The following is a 17,674-nucleotide window of genomic DNA, read 5'->3' as shown; positions in this document are numbered from 1 at the left end:
CGTGAAATCTGACCAGCATCGCTGGATCGCGCCGTTGCGGGCGCTCGGTCAGCGCGCCGTGGCGCTGCCCCGACAGGCCGGGCAGCGGTGGCAGTCCGCCGGTCGGCCCCGGTCCATGGCGGTGATGGCCCACCAGGACGACGACCTGTACTTCCTGAACCCGTTGCTCGCCGGCCAGCTGCGACACAGCGAGACGCACCTGACCGTCTGCCTGACCACGGGTGAGGCGGATGGACGGAACGCCCCGGGCGGCACTGCGGCGCACGCCGCGCTGCCGGTGGACTTCGAGGGCTTCGCCGCCGCCCGCTTCAACGGACTCCGTGCCGCGTACGGGGACATGGTCCTGGGCGACCAGAACGCCAAGTGGCACCGTGCGGCGATCACGGTGGGGTCGGGCATCGAGGCGGACCTGTCGACGTTGGTGGACGCGCCGCAGATCCGAATCGTCTCTCTCAACCTCTGGTGCTCGCCGCCGGCAGGCTCTCCGGCCGACGCCGGGCCGCTGCCACGCCTGTGGACCGGCCAGGCCGCCCGTACGCCCACCATGATCCCGACCGACTCCCCGGTCTCCGCGACCTTCGACTACTCACGGGAGAGCCTTGTCGAGGCGCTGGTGCACCTGCTGCGCGACGCCGACCCGACGCTGCTGTGGACGATGGACCCGGACCCCGACCGGCAGCTGCACAACAAGGAGAACCCGCAGCACGCCGACACCGGCGACTACTCCGACCACATCTTCCACACCGTCACGGGGCTGTTCGCCCATGAGGCGGCCCGTCGCTGGTTCGCCGAGGGTGGTGGCAGAGCCACATCGGTCGAGGCGTTCCGCGGCTACTACGTCCGACGGTGGCCGTCCAACCTCAGCCCCAAGGGGCGGGCGCTCAAGCAGCGGTACAAGGACGTCTACGGGTGGGCGGACGGCCGCCCCGCCGACGGTCCGGTGGGCCTCGGCGACCTCAAGGTCGGTGGTGACGCGATCGGCGGCGGGAACGCCTCCGGCACGACCCTGCGCTATCCCGGCTCTCGGGCCTGGGCGGTCCCGGGCGACGACGGTCGGTTGTCCGCCTTCGCCGTACGAGGTGGCCGGGTGGTGCACTGGGGGGCGACCAGGTCCGGTGGGTTCGCCCCGGGTCGGGCCGTTCCCGGTACGCGACTCCTGCCGCACGTCGCCGCGCTGGCGACGCCCGACGGTGGCTGGCGGCTCTTCGCGGTGCGGCAGGGGCTCACCGCGGAGCCGGACCGGCACGTCCGCGACGTCTGGACGATCGTGCTTCCGGCCTCCGGGGACTACTCGGAGGTCCGGTGGGAGTCGCTTGGCAACCCCAACGGGCGCAGCGAGCCCTTGAAGCGGCGGAACATCGGCATGCCCCAGGCCGTCGCCCTGCCGGGCGGCAGGATCCTGCTGTTGGCCAGAAACGCTGGCAAGGGACTGAGCGCCCGACTGCACGACGGGACGTCCTGGACGCCGTGGCAGGACCTCGGCGGCCGGGACACCCAGGACGGCCTGACCGCCGTCGCGCTTGACGACCACACCGTGGAGGTGTTTGCCGCCGGGCGCACCGGAACTGCCCGTTGGCAGGTCACGGTGCCGGAACTCACGGCCGAGTACACGCTCCTGGCCACCGAGCCACCGGCGGGGCCACCGGCCGTGCTACCGCTGCCCGACGGCGACCGGCTGCTCCTGTTCCGGCGGCGGAATTCGGCGTCGGTGTTGTCGTACCGCACCCGGGACGCCGGCCGCGAGTGGGACCTGTCGACGGCCGCCGACCTCGGCGGCCACGGCGGCCCCGGCCCCGTGGCCGCCAGGTATGTGGCGGACTCCGGCGCCGTTCTGCTGGCGGTCCGCAACGACGCGTCCAGCTCCAGCGTCGCCTGGCTGGAGCCGGGCGGGTCGACGCCCTGTCGCTGGCTGCGCGACCCGACGCCGATCGCCGGCGGCCACGTCGTCCAGGTCGACCACGGCGGCCGACCCGTCGTTCTGGCGGTGTCCACGGCAGGCGGTCTTTTCGCCCTGCGGCCGAACCGCTCCGGATCCTCCCTGACCTCCACGAAGGAAGTGCCGTGAACCACACGCCGGCGGTACCGCGACAGCCGGTCGCACCACCCGAGCCCATCGGCGCGGGCCACTCCGTCCCGCCGGCACGAGTCCCGGGCGACGCGTCCGACCTGTGCGAGATCCTTGTCGACGGCGGCCGTCGCACCGCGCACATCCATGCCGACCTCACCCCGATCCTGGGGCGTCAGCGGAACGTCGACGCGGTGAGCGGTGCGCTCGACGCGCACGGCGTGGACTACTTCCTCGTTCGGGGCATGGACGACCGGACGCCCGTGATCGGCGTCAGTGAGGTCGATCGGGTGGCCGCCCTGGGCGCGCTGGAGAAGCTCGGTGGGGCCGCGACCTGCTACGTGAGCCAGGTGCTGCCCCGACCTCCGATCGTCGGTGGCCTCAAGGACGCGTCGGAGGCACAGGCCTGGACGGAGCTGTACTCCGCACGAGCGATCAAGCTGACCTGGTTCCGCGTGGATCCCACCCTGAAGCTGATCCTCGGCCCGGCGTACGGCTGCGAGATCGAGTTCTGGAAGCCCGACCGGGCGGCCGGCGTGCTGCGTTCGCCCCGGCCGAACCGGATGATGCGGGCGGTGGCCCTGAACGGCGCGCCGGTGCGGGTGGGTGAGCACCGGCTGACCAGGCTGGCGTCCCCGGTGAAGCAGCACCCGACCCGGCGAAGCCGGCCGGAGTTCGACAGGCTGCTCCCCGACGACATCGACTTTCCGATCGACGTGGTCTACACCTGGGTGGACGGCGCGGACCCGCAGTGGCAGCAACGCCGCGCGGGCGTGCGCGGCGAGTCGCTGCACGCCGAGGCGGCGAGCGAGTCGCGCTACATCAACCGTGACGAGCTGAAGTACTCACTGCGGTCCGTGCACCTGAACGCCCCGTGGGTCCGCAACATCTACATCGTGACCGACCACCAGCGGCCGGCGTGGCTCGACCTGAGCGCCGGCAACATCTTCCTGGTCAACCACGACGAGATCTTCGCCGCCCCGGACGCCCTGCCGACCTTCAACTCGTGCTCGATCGAGAGTCAACTGCACCGCATCGACGGTCTCGCCGAGCATTTCCTGTACCTCAACGACGACATGTTCTTCGGTCGCCCACTGGCGCCGCAGACGTTCTTCCTCGCCAACGGCAACACCAAGTTCTTCCTGTCGCAGAACCGGATCCCGCTCGGCGAGATCACCCACCTGGACTCCCCGGTGGACGCGATGATCAAGAACAACCGGGCGTTGATCGAGAAGCGGTTCGGCCGAACGCTCACCCAGGGCACCCAGCACGTGCCCTACCCGCTGCGCCGCAGCATCCTGGCCGAGATCGAACGCGAGTTCCCGATCGAGCACGAGGCCACCATGCGGAGCCGGTTCCGCAGCGGCAACGACCTCACCATCACGTACTCCCTGCACCACTACTACGCGTTCCTGACCGGACGCGCGCTGCCCGGCCACGTCAACTACGGCTACGTCCAGCTCGCGGTGCCCGATCTCGAGGCGCGGCTGCGGCGGGCCGAGGCACGACGGGACTGGGACACCTTCTGCATCAACGACGCCTACTCGACGTTCGCGCAGCTGAAACACCAGATGACAATCCTCGAACCGTTCCTGGAGGCGTACTTCCCGGTTCCGAGTCCGTACGAGCTGAGGACCTCCGGGTGAAGTTCGCCTTTCTCATCCACAACATCTACGGCGTCGGCGGCACCAACCGGGCCGTGCTGAACCTGGCCACCGCACTGGTGGGCCAGGGGCACGACGTGGAGATCGCCTCGGTGTTCCGTCGGCTCGACCGACCGATGTTCGCCATCGACGAGCGGATCGCACTCGTACCGCTCGTCGATACCCGGCCACGTCGCCCCGACCGGGTCGATCCCCAGCACCGGGAGCCGTCCCTCTTGGTGCCGGAGAGCGAGGAGTTCCACAGCCAGTACAGCCGGCTCACCGACGAGCGGGTGATCGAATACCTGCGCTCGACCGAGACCGACGTGATCGTGGGAACCCGGCCCGGTCTGAATCTGGCGGTGGCGCGGTACGGGCCCGACCACGCGGTCCGGGTGGCGCAGGAGCACATGACGCAGGACCTGATCGACGACGCGCTGAAGAACCACATCCGGCTCGCGTACGACCGGATCGACCTCGCCTTCACCGTGACCGACGGCGACGCCGCCGCGTTCCGGTCCGGCAATCCGGTGCCGCACACCCGTGTTGAGGCGCTGCCGAACAGCGTTCCCCGGCCCACCGTGCCGCCTGCCAGCGGGAGCAACCGGATCGTGATCAGCGCCGGGCGGCTCGACCCGATCAAGCGGTACGACAGGCTCATCGCCGCGTTCGCGCGGATCGCCGGCGAGCACCCGGACTGGAAACTGCGGATCTACGGCGACGGGCCGCAACGCCCGGCCCTCGTCGCGCAGATCCGCGAGTTGGGGATGTCCGACCAGGTCCAGTTGATGGGCCGGCGCGAGGACATGTCGACGGAATGGGTCAAGGGATCCATCGCCGCGGTGTCGTCCGAGCGTGAGTCGTTCGGCATGACGATCGTGGAGGCGATGCGGCTCGGCCTCCCGGTCGTCAGCACCGACTGCCCGGTCGGCCCCCGGGAGATCATTCAGAATGGGGTCGACGGCCTGCTGGTCCCGATGAACGACGTCGACGCGTACGCCGATGCGCTGCGGACGCTGATGCGCGACGACGACCTTCGGGCCCGGCTGGCCAATGTGGCACTTGTGAACGCGGCCCGCTTCGACCCGGAGACGATCGCCGAGGCCTTCGCCCGGCGGTGTGCCGCCGTGCTGGCCGAGCGAGGCCCGACACCCGGCGCGTCCTCACGGGCTGCCCGATCGAGCAAGGGACCGCGGGGCCGCCGGTCGGCCCTGGCTCGTGGCGGTGAGCTGATCCGGGAACCCAACCTGGTCCGGCTGTTGGGTGACCCGGTCCTGCGCGGCATCGCCGGCAGCGACCTGGCCCGCCGGGCGAGTATGGGTGCCCTGGTCCGACTGGCCCGCATCCGGCACGCCCGAGCCACCTCCGCCCGGTTGCAGAAGGCGATCCGGCGGCGGGCCACCGCACCGGTCGCCGGACCGGTGGTGGACTGCCTGGTGCTGCCGGACCACAGCCTCAGCTGGCGGATCGACGCCCCGGGTATCGCCGCCGGGGCACACCTGCTGCTGCGCGACCGGGACACCGGGCACAGGGTGCAGGTGCCACTGGAGCCGCAGGACGACGCTGCCCAGCAGGTGGCCGTGCTGCCCGCGCACACGTTGCCGGAGGGCCGCTGGAACGTCTACCTCCAGCCACCCACCGGCGCGCGACTCCGGCTTCGTCCGAACCGGATCGACACGCGGGTCCTCGCCGGCGGTCACCAACCTGTGGACGACCCGGCCGGCGGGTACGCGGTCCGGTCACACGTGCCGTACCGCACGGCCGACGGCTTCCTGGCGGTACGCAGCTGGGTGCGCGAGGAGCACGCCGAGGTGCGGCGGATCGCCCTCAGCGGCGAGCGGGTGTCGATCGAGGTCGCCTGGTCCGGCGTCGGCGTCCCGGAGCAGGCCATGCTGCGCCGACGCGGCCACCACGAAGGGGCGGTCTCCGTGCCACTGGTGCCGACCCGCACCGGCCTGCGCATTGACGTCGCCGTCGAGCAACTGGCCGTCCACCGGCTGGGCCGCTACGAGGACTGGGATCTGTGGCTGGCGCAGGCCGGCACTGACCGTGAGGTCCGGTTGGGTCTGCTCGTCGATGACGTGGTCGACAAGAAGGTCATCTACAACTATCCCGAGATCTACCTCGTTGACGATCCAGGGCTGGACCTTGTCGAGGAGGATCCCGCGCCAGTGCTACGGGTCCGTCCGTACTACACCCGTGACAGCGAGCTGTCGATCGTCGTCATCGACCGTCCGTGAGCGCCAACGCAGGGAAGGACAGGCGATGACCGAGCAGAGGCGTACGCCGCCGATCAAGCCGGCCCTCGCCGAGCCGTCCCGGTTCGTCGACGTCTACCGACGGGTGCTGAGCCCGCAGACCCGACGGGCGATCGCGACGAAGGTGAGCCCCCGCGCCCGGTACCAGCTGAAGCAGTGGGTCGCCCGAGCCTCGCGGGACGATCGCGCGGGCGAGCGGCGGGCCGAGCGGCTGGCGCGTCGGCAGCCCGATCTGCTGGCCGAGTCGGACCGGATCATGGTGACCGCCGACCGTGCCCCTCGGGTTGCGCGGGTGCGCCGGGACATCACCCCGCTCGCGGCGCAACAGGCAAACCTGTCGACGGTGACAGCGGCTCTCGACGAGGCGGGCGTCGCCTACTTCACCGTTCGTGGCCTGTCGAACCGGTCCTCGGTGGTCGCGGTGGACGCCGTCGACCGGGACAGGGTGCTGGCCGCGTTGGCGACGGCCTGCGCCCGGGTTCCCGGCTACGTGAGCGCGGTCCTCGGTGCCGGTGACGAGCAGGAAGGGCCCCCCGAACCGGGTTTCGAGGAGTCGGTGTGGCGGCGCCTGTCCACCACGTCGGTGCTCCGGGTGACCTGGTACTGGACGGAACCCCGACGGCTCCTGGTGCTGGGGCACGCGTACGGGTGCGACGTGGAGTTCTGGACCCGGCGGGACGGCCGGCTCGTCGCGCCCCGACGCAACCTGGTGACGGGGGAGGTGCCGCTGACCGCGGCAGTGGTCGCCGCAGCCCCGGCGTTGTTCAGCTCGTTGGCCCCGCCCACGAGCACCGCGACCGTGCGTACCCGGCCGGAGTTCGCCGCCCCCCGCCCCGAAGACGTCACCTTCCCGATCGACGTCGTCTACACCTGGGTCGACGGCACCGACCCGGCCTGGCTGCGCCGCCGGGCCGAGGTGGCCGGTGTGCCGTACCACGCCGAGGCGGCGAGCGCGGCGCGGTTCCTCAGCCGGGACGAACTGCGTTACTCGCTGCGTTCACTGCACCTGTTCGCGCCGTGGGTGCGCCACATTTACCTGGTGACCGACGACCAGGTGCCGACGTGGCTGGACGACACCGCACCGGGTCTACGGGTGGTCAGCCACCGGGAGATCTTCGCCGATCCGACAGCGCTGCCGACCTACAACTCGCACGCCATCGAGAGCCAGTTGCACCATATCGACGGCCTCGCCGAGCACTTCCTGTACTTCAACGACGACGTCTTCCTCGGCACCGAGGTGCTGCCCCAGGACTTCTTCCTGGCCAACGGCATCTCCCGGTTCTTTCCCTCGCCGGCGCTGGTGCCGTCGGGCCCGCCCACCGACGACGACATCCCGTCGTCCGCGGCCGGAAAGAACAACCGCGCGTTGATCGCCGGCCGGTTCGGCACGATGCTGACCCGGAAGATGAAGCACATGCCGCACGCGCTGCGCCGCAGCGTGCTCCACGAGATCGAGCAGACGTTCCCCGAACCGTACCGCCGAACCGCTGCCAGCCAGTTCCGCAGCATGAACGATCTGTCGATCGCCTCGTCGCTGCACCACTACTACGCGTTCCACACCGGCCGCGCGGTGCCGGGGGACCTGTCGTACACCATCGCGGAACTGTCCAACCCGGACACACCAGCCCGGCTCGCACACCTGCTGGCCCGCCGGGACCGGCAGGTGTTCTGCCTCAACGACGCGTACTCCGTCGAGGAGGACCTGGCCGCCCAGTTGGCGCTGCTCATCCCGTTCCTGGACACCTACTTTCCGGTCCCGAGCCCGTGGGAGCGGGTCTGACGAGGATGCCGCACCACCGGCATGCCGACCTCCCGGGCATGACGATGGCCGGTCGCGCCCTCCCCGGCGGCGACCGACCATCGTGTCCTCGTGGTGGACGGGATCAGTACGAGTAACCTCCACCTCCGGCGTCGCTCGCTCCGCTGTCCGCCGGAGGTGCGACCGGCTTCGGCGTGGAGGTGGGCAGGCAGCTCAGGTTCTTCTTGCCGTCCGGCTGGACCACGAACCAGGTGCCGCCGACGGCCTGGCCCTTCCACTGGCCGGGCTTCTTGTCGCCGATGTAGCGGTAGACAGGCCAGCCGGCGATGGTGAGCTGGCGGGTGCCGTCCTGCCGGGTCACGCTGCCGACCTTGTCGTCGGAGACCCCGGTGAGTTCCGGGTTTCCGTCGGTAAGTGCCGGCGGCCAGACCTGCGCGCACTTGTCGACGCAGTTCGACGCGGGCGGGTCGGCGGTGTCCTTGTCGAAGCGGTACAGGATCCAGCCGTCCTGGTCGGTGACGACGCTGCCCATCCGGGCGACCTTCTTACCGATCAACTTCTCGGTCAGGTCGACGTCCGCGGGCGGCGGCGCGTCGGCGGCCGGCGCGTCCGGGGACGCCGACGCCTCGGGTTCAGCCGATGCGGTGGGCTCGGCCGCAGCGACGGCGACCGGCTCGGCCGCGCTCGTGTTCGCCCCGTCGTAACCCGCGGGGGCGCAGGCCGTTAGTGCGACCATCGCGCTCACCAGGATGACGGTCCGCTTCATCTGTGCCACGTGCCCTCCTCATTCTTGGCAGTTCACCCATAGGTACGGCGGGCGGGCTGTCAAGGTTGAAGTAGTAACAGTGGTCAATTTCACTTGGATTCATTGAACCGAATTCGACGGCCATCCGTATGGCCCTGCACGTGGCCTGTCCCACCAAAGACGGATCGGCGCCGGCCATTAGACAATGACCAGCGCCGATTCGGTACGGAACCTTACATGGGCACTGTGACCAGCGGGCTCGCCACCCCGTGGCTGTCGACCGACTGCACCTGGAGTTGCTTGATCTCGCTCGCCGGAGCGGACGTCGACGCACTCAGTTCGAGACCCTGCGGTCGGCTGTTCGTGCCGTATCCACCATCGGGCACCGACCAGGTCGAGATGACCTCGGTGGTGGCGTTCTTTCGTACCACCACCAGCCGGCACGTCCGTGGCCCAGGCAATTTCCGCAGACTGAAGTTGATGCGGGTGCCGTACTCCCGCTCGACAAGGAACATGGTCGTCTGCACGCCGGTCGTCGGATCGGTGGCGTCGACCTGGTCGCCCTCCTCCTCGGTGCCGCCGACACCCGGGCCGCTCGGCGGGGCGGTCGGCGCGCTCGTCGGCGGACCGTTCGCCGGCGCGCCCGCCGACGGCTCCGCGAGAACCCCTGGCGCCTCGTCGCCGGCCACACTCATGAAGCCGTACCCCGTCAGACCGCCGAAAACCACCACCGCCGCGGCGGTGGCGAGCAACTGACGAAATCGGGTACGCCGACGGTCGGCGCGGACGGCGACAAGCGTCCGATCCAACAGGGCCGGATCGGTGGCGGTCTGCTCCATCGCCATCATCGTCTCGCCGTCGATGTCGGAGAGCAGGCCGACCACCGGCACCATCGTCTCCAACTCGGCCGCGCACGCCCAGCACGCGGCGAGATGCTCCTCGAACCGCTCGGTGTCCTGCTCGTCGAGCACGCCGAGCGCGTATGCGGCGACGTCCATGTGATCTGGTCGGCTCATTCTGTCACCCCCCGCTCCTGCAGAGCCGTGCGCAGCGCGCGCAGCGCGTAGTAGACCCGCGACTTGGCGGTGCCCAACGGAAGCCCCAACTCCTCGGCGGCCTCCGGCACCGTCCGCCCCCGGAAGTACGTCGAGATCAGGATCTCCCGGTGCGACTGACTCAGCGTACGCAGCGCGTCCGCCACGGTCATCGTGCGGAGCACCCGGTCGGTGCTGTCCGCCTCGGCGAACGCGGTCAGGTCCCGGTCGTACGTCTCCGGCGGCCGGGCCTCCTGGCTGCGGTGCTCGTCGATGGCGATCCGGCGGGCCACGGTGACCAGCCACGGCCGCAACGACCCCTGCCCCTGCGCGCCCAGACGGTGCGCGTTGCGCCAGGCCCGCAGCAGCGTCTCCTGAACGATGTCCTCCGCGCGCTGCCGGTCCCCCCCGGTGAGCCGCATGACGAACATCAGCAACGGACCGGCGTGCTCCGCGTAGAGCAACCGGATCAACTGGTCGGAATGGCTGGCCTCGGTTGTCGTCGCCTGGTGGCGCCCGGGCGCCGGTCGGGGCGTCACCGGACCATTTTGGCGAGACGACGCGCGGGCGTCGACCCCGCGGGCAGACGAAGTCGGCCTCGACGACGACCGCGCGGACAACCAGTCTGCGCGAACCGCGTCGCCATGCCAACCGGCCGCCACCGCATGCATGCAGACCTCCGGGATGTCCGTTGACCAACGCCGCCCCCACGAGGCGGGCCGCCCGGTGGTACGCAACCGCGCGCCGAGCGGATCAACATTCCCGGGAAAAAGTTCTGGGGCGCCGTCAGCGACGCACGGAGAACAGGCCCGGCGGCGGCGGATCCGAGCCGGTCGCGTCGGCGTCGTGCACCACAGCCGCGCCACCGGCGAAGCGGTCCAACTCGTCGCCGGCCACCACCCGGCCGGGGAACCAGTCGCCGGCCGCCCGCCGGGTCAACTCCGGCACCGGGGGAGTGGACCGGCCGGCGACAAGCACCAGATTGCCGTACCGGCGGCCCCGCAGCACCGCCGCGTCGCCGACCAGGCACGCCTGCGGCAGCACCGCGCGGACCGTGGCGACCTGACCACGTGCGTGCCGCAGCGGCGGGCCGTCGGCCAGGTTCGCCAGATACCAGCCCGCCGGGCGGAGCACCCGGGCCACCTCGGCGGCGTACTCAATGGAGGTGAGATGCGCCGGGGTACGGGCACCGGCGAAGACGTCGGCGACCACCACGTCGTAGCTGGCGTCCCGGGTCGAGGCCAGCACAGCCCGCGCATCCTCGACGCGGACCCGCAGCCGGGTGTCGGCCGGCCAGGGCAGCGCCCGACGCACCAACTCCACCAACGCACCGTCCACCTCGGACACCCGCTGGGTGGAGCCGGGCCGGGTGGCCGACACGTACCGGGGCAGGGTCAACGCGCCACCACCGAGGTGCAGCACCCGCAGCGGCTCGCCGGCCGGCGCGATCAGGTCCAGAGCGGCGCCCAGCCGCCGGACGTACTCGAACTCCAGATGGGTGGGGTCGGTCAGGTCGACGTGCGATTGCGGGGCGCCGTCCAGCAGCAACGTCCACGAACCGGGTCGGTCCGGGGACGGCACCAGCTCGGCCTGCCCGGTGTCCACCTGCTCGACCAGCCTGTCGTCACCCGCCCGCTTACGCCCCATCGCGACAAGCCCTCGCTCAGCGGCCGACGCGAGCCGCGGCGCTCAACGCGCGGTGCAGCAGCCGGGAATCGCCCAGCAGCGCCCGCAGGCGACGCTCCAGACCGGCGATCGGGATCAGGTTCTGCGGGGCGCGCGGATCCTTGTACGGAGTGGACGCGAACCGGGGCAGTGTGACAAGCGACAGGTCGGCCAGCTCGATCGCCGACTCGACGGGCAGGTCGGCCGAACACTCCACCCGGACGATGCCCGCCCACGGCGCCCCGACGGCAACCGGCAGCCGCAGATACCACGACCAGCCGCCCCAGGCCGTGCCTAGCCGGAACACAGGCGAACGCTCACCGGACGCCATGCCGGTCACCACAGCCGTCAACCGGGCATCCAGATATTGGCTGTGCTGGGTCTTGATGTAGCCCAGCGTCCGCGGCAACTGCCGGCGGCTGCGCAACGGGCCGTCCACCACCAACAGGTCACCGTCGACCCGTGCGGCGTCGGACACCGCCACCTCCAACGCGGTCAACGGGCCCTGCACGGCGGCCGGCAACTTCGCCAGCTCACCGGTGCCGCCCACCCGGTGCACCGGGTAACGAATCGCCCCCGCCACCACGTCCTGCGCCGACGGACTCGCCGTGAACAGACCTCGGCCCACCTGGGTCCCGGCCAGCTGCGCCGCACCCCGACCCAGGTCGCAGCGGACCACCCCGGCCGCGTACGAGGCGGCCACCCCCGGGAACGACCCGCCGTCGGCCTCGGCCGTCCAGATGCTCGCGTCGATCCGGCGGACCCCGTCGACCAACAACACCACGTCCGGCGACCGCACGTCCGCGCGTACCCCGATCGCCCGCCAGTCCACGGCCGGCAACTCCACGTCCGCGTCGACCTGCGCGCTGCTCGGCGTCGCCGGCCCCGACGCGGACGCCTCGAACGACGCACCGTACGCCGGATCCCACGAGTCGACGAAGAACGTCGCGTCGCTCACGCGCCCTGCCTTTCGTTCGCGACTGCGGGGCTCCGCTGCGCTGCAATCCTCGCGCTCACCGGCCCGTCCGCTCGACGCGCGCCGAACGGGCGTCCTTGCGGACCTCGAAGCGGACCGGGATGCGCTCGGCCAGAGCCGGGACGTGGGTGACCACCCCGACCATCCGGTCACCCCGGGCAGCCAGGCTCTCCAGGGTCGCGGCCACCGTGTCCAGAGTGGCCGCGTCAAGGGTGCCGAAACCCTCGTCCAGGACTATCGACTCCAGGCTCGCCGCTGTCGTCGACATGCCGGCCAACTGCTCGGAGAGCGCGAGGGCCAACGCCAGCGACGCCTGGAACGTCTCACCGCCGGACAGGGTGCGCACACCCCGACGCAGCCCGGCGTCGTGCTGGTCGACCACGAAGAACTCACCCTTGTCGTGCACCAGCTCGTACTGCCCGGAGGACAACTCCCGCAGGATCCCCGACGCGCCGTCGACAAGCAGGTCCAACGCCTCGGCCAGCAGCCACCGCTCGAAGTTGTTGGCCCGCAGGTGCCCGGCGAGCGCGCGTGCCACCTGCGCCTCCCGCTCGTGCTCGGCCCGCTGCTCGCGTAGCGTCCCGGCCTGCTCGCGCCGCTCGGCCAGCCGACGCCTGTCGGCCTCGGCCCGCTCCACCGCCACCGTCGCGGCATGCACCGGATCGTCGGCGACCGGCACGTCGGCGGCGGCGAAGATGCCCGCGATGCCCTGCTGCACAACGTCGGCAGCCGCCTCGGCCTCGGCGACGACGGCGGCCCGAGCGGCCCGGTCGGCGCGGCGGCGGTCCACCTCGGCGCTCGCCCAGCCGGTCAGCGCCGTCCACGCGGCTGCCACGTCGTCCCGGTCGGTGGCGGGCGGGCCGAACCGCGCCAACCCGTCGCGGGCGCTGTCGAAACCCCGCCAGGCGGCGCGCAACCGCTCCTCTGCGGCGTCCACCCCGGCGCGGGCCTTGCGGGCGCTGTCCCGGCCGGCGCGCACGGCCGTCGCCGCCTCCTCCAGGGCGCGCCGCAGCCGGGCGTGCTCGGCCAACTCCCGGCGCAGCACTGCCGGCTCGGCCGCGCCGGCGAGCTGCCCGTCGAGGTCGGCCAGCCGGGCGTCCAACTGCTCCTGCCGGGCACGGGCCTGCACCAGCAACCGTTCCAGGTCCCGTGCCGCCGCGTCCCGCTGCTGCACCAACGCCTGGGCGGCCTTGGTAGCGGCTCGCGCCGCCTTGCCGGCCGCCGTGGCGGCGGCCACCGCCGAGTCGGCCGGCACCGCCGGCACCTCGGCCACCGTCTGCTCGCAGACCGGGCACGGCGCGCCCGGATGCAGGTGGACCCGCAGGCTGACCGCCAGGTCGGTGGCCTTCGCCTCCTCGTGCGCCTGGAAGGCCGCCTCCAGCTCGGCGTCGGCCCGTTCGGCGTCGGCGCGGGCGGCGGCAAGCGCGGCCACCGCCGCGCGGTGCTCGTCGTGCGCGGCGCTCACCCTCGCGCGGACCGTCTCGGCCTCGCCGGTCACTGCTTCCCTGTCGTCGTACGCCCGCAGCTGCAGCCGTAGCGCGCTCTCGTCCCCGGCGCCGGCCAGCTCGCCGCGCAGCTTCTCCTCCCGCTCCTCGGCAAGCGAAACGCCTGTTGCGGCCGCCTCGGCCTCGGCCCGTGCCTCGACAACTGCTCGGGCAACCTCGGCCACCCCGCGCGGCGCCTTGATCCCGGTCAGCACCGTCAGCTCGTCGTCAAGCGCGGTCAACGCCGCCGCCGCCTCCCGAGCCCGCGAGCGGGCCGCCGCCAGCTCCGGAACGGCAGCGGCCACCGCGCCGGCCAACTCGATCATCCGGTCGACCCGGGCGTCGGCCTCGGCCAACGCCTCGTCGTCCACACCCGTCAGGCCGGCGAGCAACTGGTCGACCGCCTCCAGCCGGGCCTCCGCCTGCGCGGCACGCGCCGTCGCCTTCTTCTGGACGCCCTCGTAGACGCCGAGGCCGAGCAGGTTTACCAGGATCTGCTGCCGGGTCGCCGGCTTGGCGTGCAGGAAATCGGCGAACTGCCCCTGCGGCAGCACCACGCAGCTGGTGAACTGCTCGTACGGCAGCCCCACCGCCTCCAGCACCGCCTGCTCCATCTCGGCAGGCGTGCCGGCGACCACCTCACCGAGATCGTCCGGGCTCAAGCCGGTGTCGAGCTTTGTCACGTCGAAACCGGCAGGCATCAGCTGCAACCCGGCGTTCGCGGTCTTGACGTTGCCCCGGCCGTCCCGGCGGACCACACGGGTCGCCACGTACCGGGCACCGCCGGACTCGAAGACCAGGCGCACCCGGGCCTCGGTCGCCGACGGCGCGAGCGCGTTGGCCAGCCCTCGCGGGCCACCCCAGCGGGGCACCATGCCGTAGAGCGCGAAGCAGATGGCATCCAGCACCGTGGACTTGCCCGAACCGGTCGGGCCGACCAGGGCGAAGAAGTCGGCGTCGGTGAAGTCGACTGTCGTCTCGTCCCGGAAGACCGTGAAACCGGCCATGTCCAACCGCATCGGACGCATCAGTGCTCGACCTCCTCGAAGAGCTCGTCGAAGAGTTCCCGGACGCCCTCGTCGGAGTGCCCCCGGCTGTCCAGGTAGTCGGCGAACAACTCGCGGGGCGAACGCCCCGAGCGTTGCGCGATGCGGGCGCCACTGCCCGGCGCGGCGAGCAACTCCGGGTCGATCCGGATCTCCAGTGCCCGGGGGAGCATCTCCTGGATCTCCTCGCGCAGGCCGGCGCGGGGTTGCTCCCGCACGAACACGCGCAGCCACGCGTCCGGTGCCTCGATCTCGGCGAGCTGGGCCAGGGTGCCCCGCACGGTGCGCAGCGCGCTCGCCGCCGTCACCGGCACCTCCCGGACCCGGGCGGCGGTGGTGGCGGTCACCTCGACAAGCGTCACCGACGGGACGTTTTCCTGCTCGCCGAAGTCGACAGCGAGCGGGCTGCCGCTGTAGCGCACCGGGCACGGCCCTTCGACGCGCTGCGCCCGGTGCAGGTGGCCCAGCGCCACGTAGTGCGCGGTGGAGGGAAAGACGGTGGCCGGCACCGCGTAGCCGAGCACCGTGTGCGCGTCCCGCTCGCCACCACCGGCGGCAGCCCCGGTCACCGTGACGTGTGCCGTGACCAGGTGCACCCGGTCCGGCTCGGTGAAGCCCTCGGTGAGCCGGGCCAGCACCCGACCCAGGTGGTCGGCGTACGTCTGGTTGGCCTCCGCAGCGGTCAGCTCGTACATCTCCAGCGCGCGGATCGCGTACCGCTGGGACAGGAACGGCAGCGCGGCGAGCTGCCACCGTTCGCCGCCGGCTGTGGTGCCGTCGATGATGTGCTCGGCCGGATTTTCCCGTACGCCACCGCGCAGCGTGATGCCGGCGGCCTCGGCCCACGGCCGCAGCGCGTCGAGCGCGGGGCCGTTGTCGTGGTTGCCGCCGATCGCCACCACGTCCGCGCCGGTGCGGCGCAGCGCGGTCAACGCCCGGGTCACCAGTCGGGTCGCCTCGGAGCTGGGCGCGGCCGTGTCGTAGAGGTCACCGGCGACGATCACCAGGTCGGGCTGCTCGGCGCGGGCGATGTCGATCACCCCGGCCAGCACGGCCTTGTGCTCCTCGGCCCGGGACTGACCCTTGAGCACCTTCCCCACGTGCCAGTCGGAGGTGTGCAGGATCTTCACAGTTGCACCGGCCTTACCTAGAACGGGATGTCGTCGTCGGTGCCGCCGCCGGAGCCCACCACGGCGAACGGGTCGGCGGACTGGGTGATCGAGCGCAGAGTCTCCGATGGTGCCCGGCCGGCCTCGGAGACCCGGGTCGCCCACGCTGGGAACGGGAACTCCAGGCAGAGCGGCACCGGGATGTCCGGCTGGTTGACGAACATGGTGCCCGGCTTGGCCAGCAACGCCCGCTGCCGCTGGGCAGGCGGCAGGAAGCCGTACTCCGGGCGGGACGCCTCGGCCGGGTCGAGCCGGCCGACGACCCGGATCGCCGAGTTGGTGACGATGCGCCGCTCCACCTCGCTCGCCGTCTGCTGCGCGCCGATCAGGATCACCCCGAGCGAGCGGCCCCGCTCGGCGATGTCGAGCAGCACCTCCTTGATGGGGGAGGAGCCCTCGCGAGGGGCGTACTTGTTGAGCTCGTCCAGGACGACGAAGAGCAGCGGCTTGGCGGTGCCCGACTTCTCCTTGCGCTCGAACTCGCTCTTGAGCGTCACACCGACCACGAACCGCTGCGCGCGGTCCGGAAGGTTGTGCAGGTCGACCACCGTGACCTGCGCCGACTCACTCGTGTTGATCGAGTGCGGCCGGCGGGTGGCCAGGTCGCCGCGGATCAGCCGGGCCAGGTCCTTCTTACTGCCGATCAACCGGCGAGCGAACGCGTTGACGGTGCCCAGGCCGACCGCGCTGCCCGCCCAGTCGGAGCGGGTCTCGTCGTCGTTGAGCTGGTCGACGATGTGGTCGACCAGGTCGCCGTAGGAGCCGAGTCGCACCCCGTCGATGCTCACCCCGCCGTCGGCCGGCTGGGCGTAGCGGGCCAGGTGCGCGGTGACCGAGTGCACCACCATCGTGTACTGCTGGCGTTCGTCGTCGGCGTCGGCGAACACGTACGGCAGCAGGCGGTCGGCGCAGAACTCGGCGAGCGTCCAGTAGAAGCTGTCGACCCCGGTGAGCCGGCTGCTCACGTCCGGCGTGCCGGCCGCGTCACCGACCCGGGGCGGCGCGTACACCCGCACGTCGGGGAACGCGCCGGCGCTCAGCCCGAGCCTCGCGTACGCCGCGCGGGTCGGCTCGTCGAGCCGGGTGTTGGGGTGATCGAGGAACAGCAGGTCCTCACCCTTGACGTTGAAGATCAGCGCCTTGGCGTTTACCGCGTCGCCGCCGAGCACCCCGGAGCGGAACACCGAGTAGAGCAGGAAGGTGGCGAAACTGGTCTTGGTGGCGACCCCGGAGATGCCGGAGATCGACACGTGCGCGCCACGGCTGCCGTCGAGGAAGTCGGCATTGAGGTAGACCGGCACCCCGTCGCGGCCCATGCCCATCGGGATGCGCCGCTCCATCCGGTCGAAGTGCAGCGCGCGTGCGCGGGCGTCGCCCTCGGCCCGGTGCACCACCGCGCCAGGGGTCGGCGGCACGTACAGCTCCGGGTCGACACGGGTAGTGGTGATCTCGGCAGCCTCCTGCACCTGCGCGGGCAGCGTGCCGTCGGCGATGGCGAACACGTCGGACTCGAACTGGGCGCCCTCGTGCCGGGCGCGGACCTGGGTGACCACCCCGGCGATCGTCACCGGCTCCCGGTCGGGCAGCTCGCGGCGCGTGACCACCACGTCGTCGAGCTGGAGGTAGCTGCCGGGCGCCACGGCCGTCCAGAACTGCAACGGGGTGGCGTCAGCGGTGCCCAGCACCCGCCCGACCGCCTCGCCAGGGCTGTCGGGGCCGGCGTCGGTCATCGGGCGACTCGGGTCGCTCGGGCATCACTGTCGGCGCGCATGACCTGCATCCTGCCCGAGGAGTGCGACAGGTTGCCACGCGACGCGGCGGACGACACGA

Annotated in this window: 12 protein-coding genes; 4 read left to right on the top strand and 8 right to left on the bottom strand. The window is 71.7% G+C overall.

The genetic code is table 11. The features are described from left to right. Position 1: 1 nt before the first annotated feature. The 4 genes from ACFY2Q_RS25015 to ACFY2Q_RS25000 are packed head-to-tail and all read left to right on the top strand — an operon-like array spanning position 2 to position 7,746. On the top strand, positions 2 to 2,065 hold the full coding sequence (locus tag ACFY2Q_RS25015) for a PIG-L family deacetylase (protein ID WP_387134041.1): 2,064 nt from the start codon (positions 2 to 4) through the stop codon (positions 2,063 to 2,065). After that, a complete protein-coding gene (locus tag ACFY2Q_RS25010) occupies positions 2,062 to 3,711 on the top strand; it encodes a stealth conserved region 3 domain-containing protein (protein WP_387134039.1) in 1,650 nt (549 codons plus the stop codon). Before ACFY2Q_RS25015 ends, ACFY2Q_RS25010 begins: the two co-directional genes overlap by 4 nt. Continuing rightward, entirely contained in the window at positions 3,708 to 5,948 is a 2,241-nt protein-coding gene (locus tag ACFY2Q_RS25005; RefSeq protein ID WP_387134037.1) for a glycosyltransferase, read from the top strand. Before ACFY2Q_RS25010 ends, ACFY2Q_RS25005 begins: the two co-directional genes overlap by 4 nt. A gap of 25 nt (positions 5,949 to 5,973) precedes the next feature. Then, positions 5,974 to 7,746, top strand: a complete 1,773-nt coding sequence (locus ACFY2Q_RS25000; protein WP_387134035.1) for a stealth family protein — start codon at positions 5,974 to 5,976, stop codon at positions 7,744 to 7,746. A gap of 103 nt (positions 7,747 to 7,849) precedes the next feature. On the opposite strand, the gene ACFY2Q_RS24995 is transcribed toward ACFY2Q_RS25000, so the two are convergent. From ACFY2Q_RS24995 to ACFY2Q_RS24960, 8 genes are all read right to left on the bottom strand, one after another. Continuing rightward, positions 7,850 to 8,500, bottom strand: coding sequence for a hypothetical protein (locus ACFY2Q_RS24995; protein ID WP_387134033.1), 651 nt, complete (start codon positions 8,498 to 8,500; stop codon positions 7,850 to 7,852). A 203-nt stretch (positions 8,501 to 8,703) separates the two neighbouring features. Next, positions 8,704 to 9,486 carry an anti-sigma factor family protein gene (locus tag ACFY2Q_RS24990; protein WP_387134031.1) on the bottom strand — a complete coding sequence of 261 codons (783 nt, stop codon included), beginning with the start codon at positions 9,484 to 9,486 and terminating at the stop codon, positions 8,704 to 8,706. Continuing rightward, on the bottom strand, positions 9,483 to 10,175 hold the full coding sequence (locus ACFY2Q_RS24985; RefSeq protein WP_387134029.1) for a sigma-70 family RNA polymerase sigma factor: 693 nt from the start codon (positions 10,173 to 10,175) through the stop codon (positions 9,483 to 9,485). Before ACFY2Q_RS24985 ends, ACFY2Q_RS24990 begins: the two co-directional genes overlap by 4 nt. 115 nt (positions 10,176 to 10,290) lie before the next feature. After that, positions 10,291 to 11,151 carry a spermidine synthase gene (locus tag ACFY2Q_RS24980; RefSeq protein ID WP_387134027.1) on the bottom strand — a complete coding sequence of 287 codons (861 nt, stop codon included), beginning with the start codon at positions 11,149 to 11,151 and terminating at the stop codon, positions 10,291 to 10,293. Positions 11,152 to 11,167: 16 nt separating this feature from the next. Continuing rightward, a complete protein-coding gene (locus tag ACFY2Q_RS24975) occupies positions 11,168 to 12,127 on the bottom strand; it encodes a hypothetical protein (protein ID WP_387134025.1) in 960 nt (319 codons plus the stop codon). A 55-nt stretch (positions 12,128 to 12,182) separates the two neighbouring features. Next, complete coding sequence (locus ACFY2Q_RS24970) at positions 12,183 to 14,657, bottom strand: AAA family ATPase (protein ID WP_387134023.1); 2,475 nt, start codon at positions 14,655 to 14,657, stop codon at positions 12,183 to 12,185. Continuing rightward, positions 14,657 to 15,805, bottom strand: a complete 1,149-nt coding sequence (locus ACFY2Q_RS24965; RefSeq protein WP_387134021.1) for an exonuclease SbcCD subunit D — start codon at positions 15,803 to 15,805, stop codon at positions 14,657 to 14,659. Before ACFY2Q_RS24965 ends, ACFY2Q_RS24970 begins: the two co-directional genes overlap by 1 nt. A gap of 17 nt (positions 15,806 to 15,822) precedes the next feature. Then, positions 15,823 to 17,574 carry an ATP-binding protein gene (locus ACFY2Q_RS24960; RefSeq protein ID WP_387134019.1) on the bottom strand — a complete coding sequence of 584 codons (1,752 nt, stop codon included), beginning with the start codon at positions 17,572 to 17,574 and terminating at the stop codon, positions 15,823 to 15,825. Positions 17,575 to 17,674 lie beyond the last annotated feature (100 nt).

The sequence above is a fragment of the Micromonospora sp. NPDC000316 genome (assembly GCF_042898885.1).
In the GTDB taxonomy this organism is placed as follows: Bacteria; Actinomycetota; Actinomycetes; order Mycobacteriales; family Micromonosporaceae; genus Micromonospora.
This window is presented reverse-complemented; position numbering and strand designations above follow the sequence as displayed.

Bases quoted from the DNA above. Each gene is read 5' to 3' on its own strand.
- ACFY2Q_RS24970 (WP_387134023.1), bottom strand. From the start codon at position 14,657: ATGCGTCCGATGCGGTTGGACATGGCCGGTTTCACGGTCTTCCGGGAC.
- ACFY2Q_RS24985 (WP_387134029.1), bottom strand. From the start codon at position 10,175: ATGCATGCGGTGGCGGCCGGTTGGCATGGCGACGCGGTTCGCGCAGAC.
- ACFY2Q_RS24960 (WP_387134019.1), bottom strand. From the start codon at position 17,574: ATGACCGACGCCGGCCCCGACAGCCCTGGCGAGGCGGTCGGGCGGGTG.
- ACFY2Q_RS24980 (WP_387134027.1), bottom strand. From the start codon at position 11,151: ATGGGGCGTAAGCGGGCGGGTGACGACAGGCTGGTCGAGCAGGTGGAC.
- ACFY2Q_RS24990 (WP_387134031.1), bottom strand. From the start codon at position 9,486: ATGAGCCGACCAGATCACATGGACGTCGCCGCATACGCGCTCGGCGTG.
- ACFY2Q_RS25000 (WP_387134035.1), top strand. From the start codon at position 5,974: ATGACCGAGCAGAGGCGTACGCCGCCGATCAAGCCGGCCCTCGCCGAG.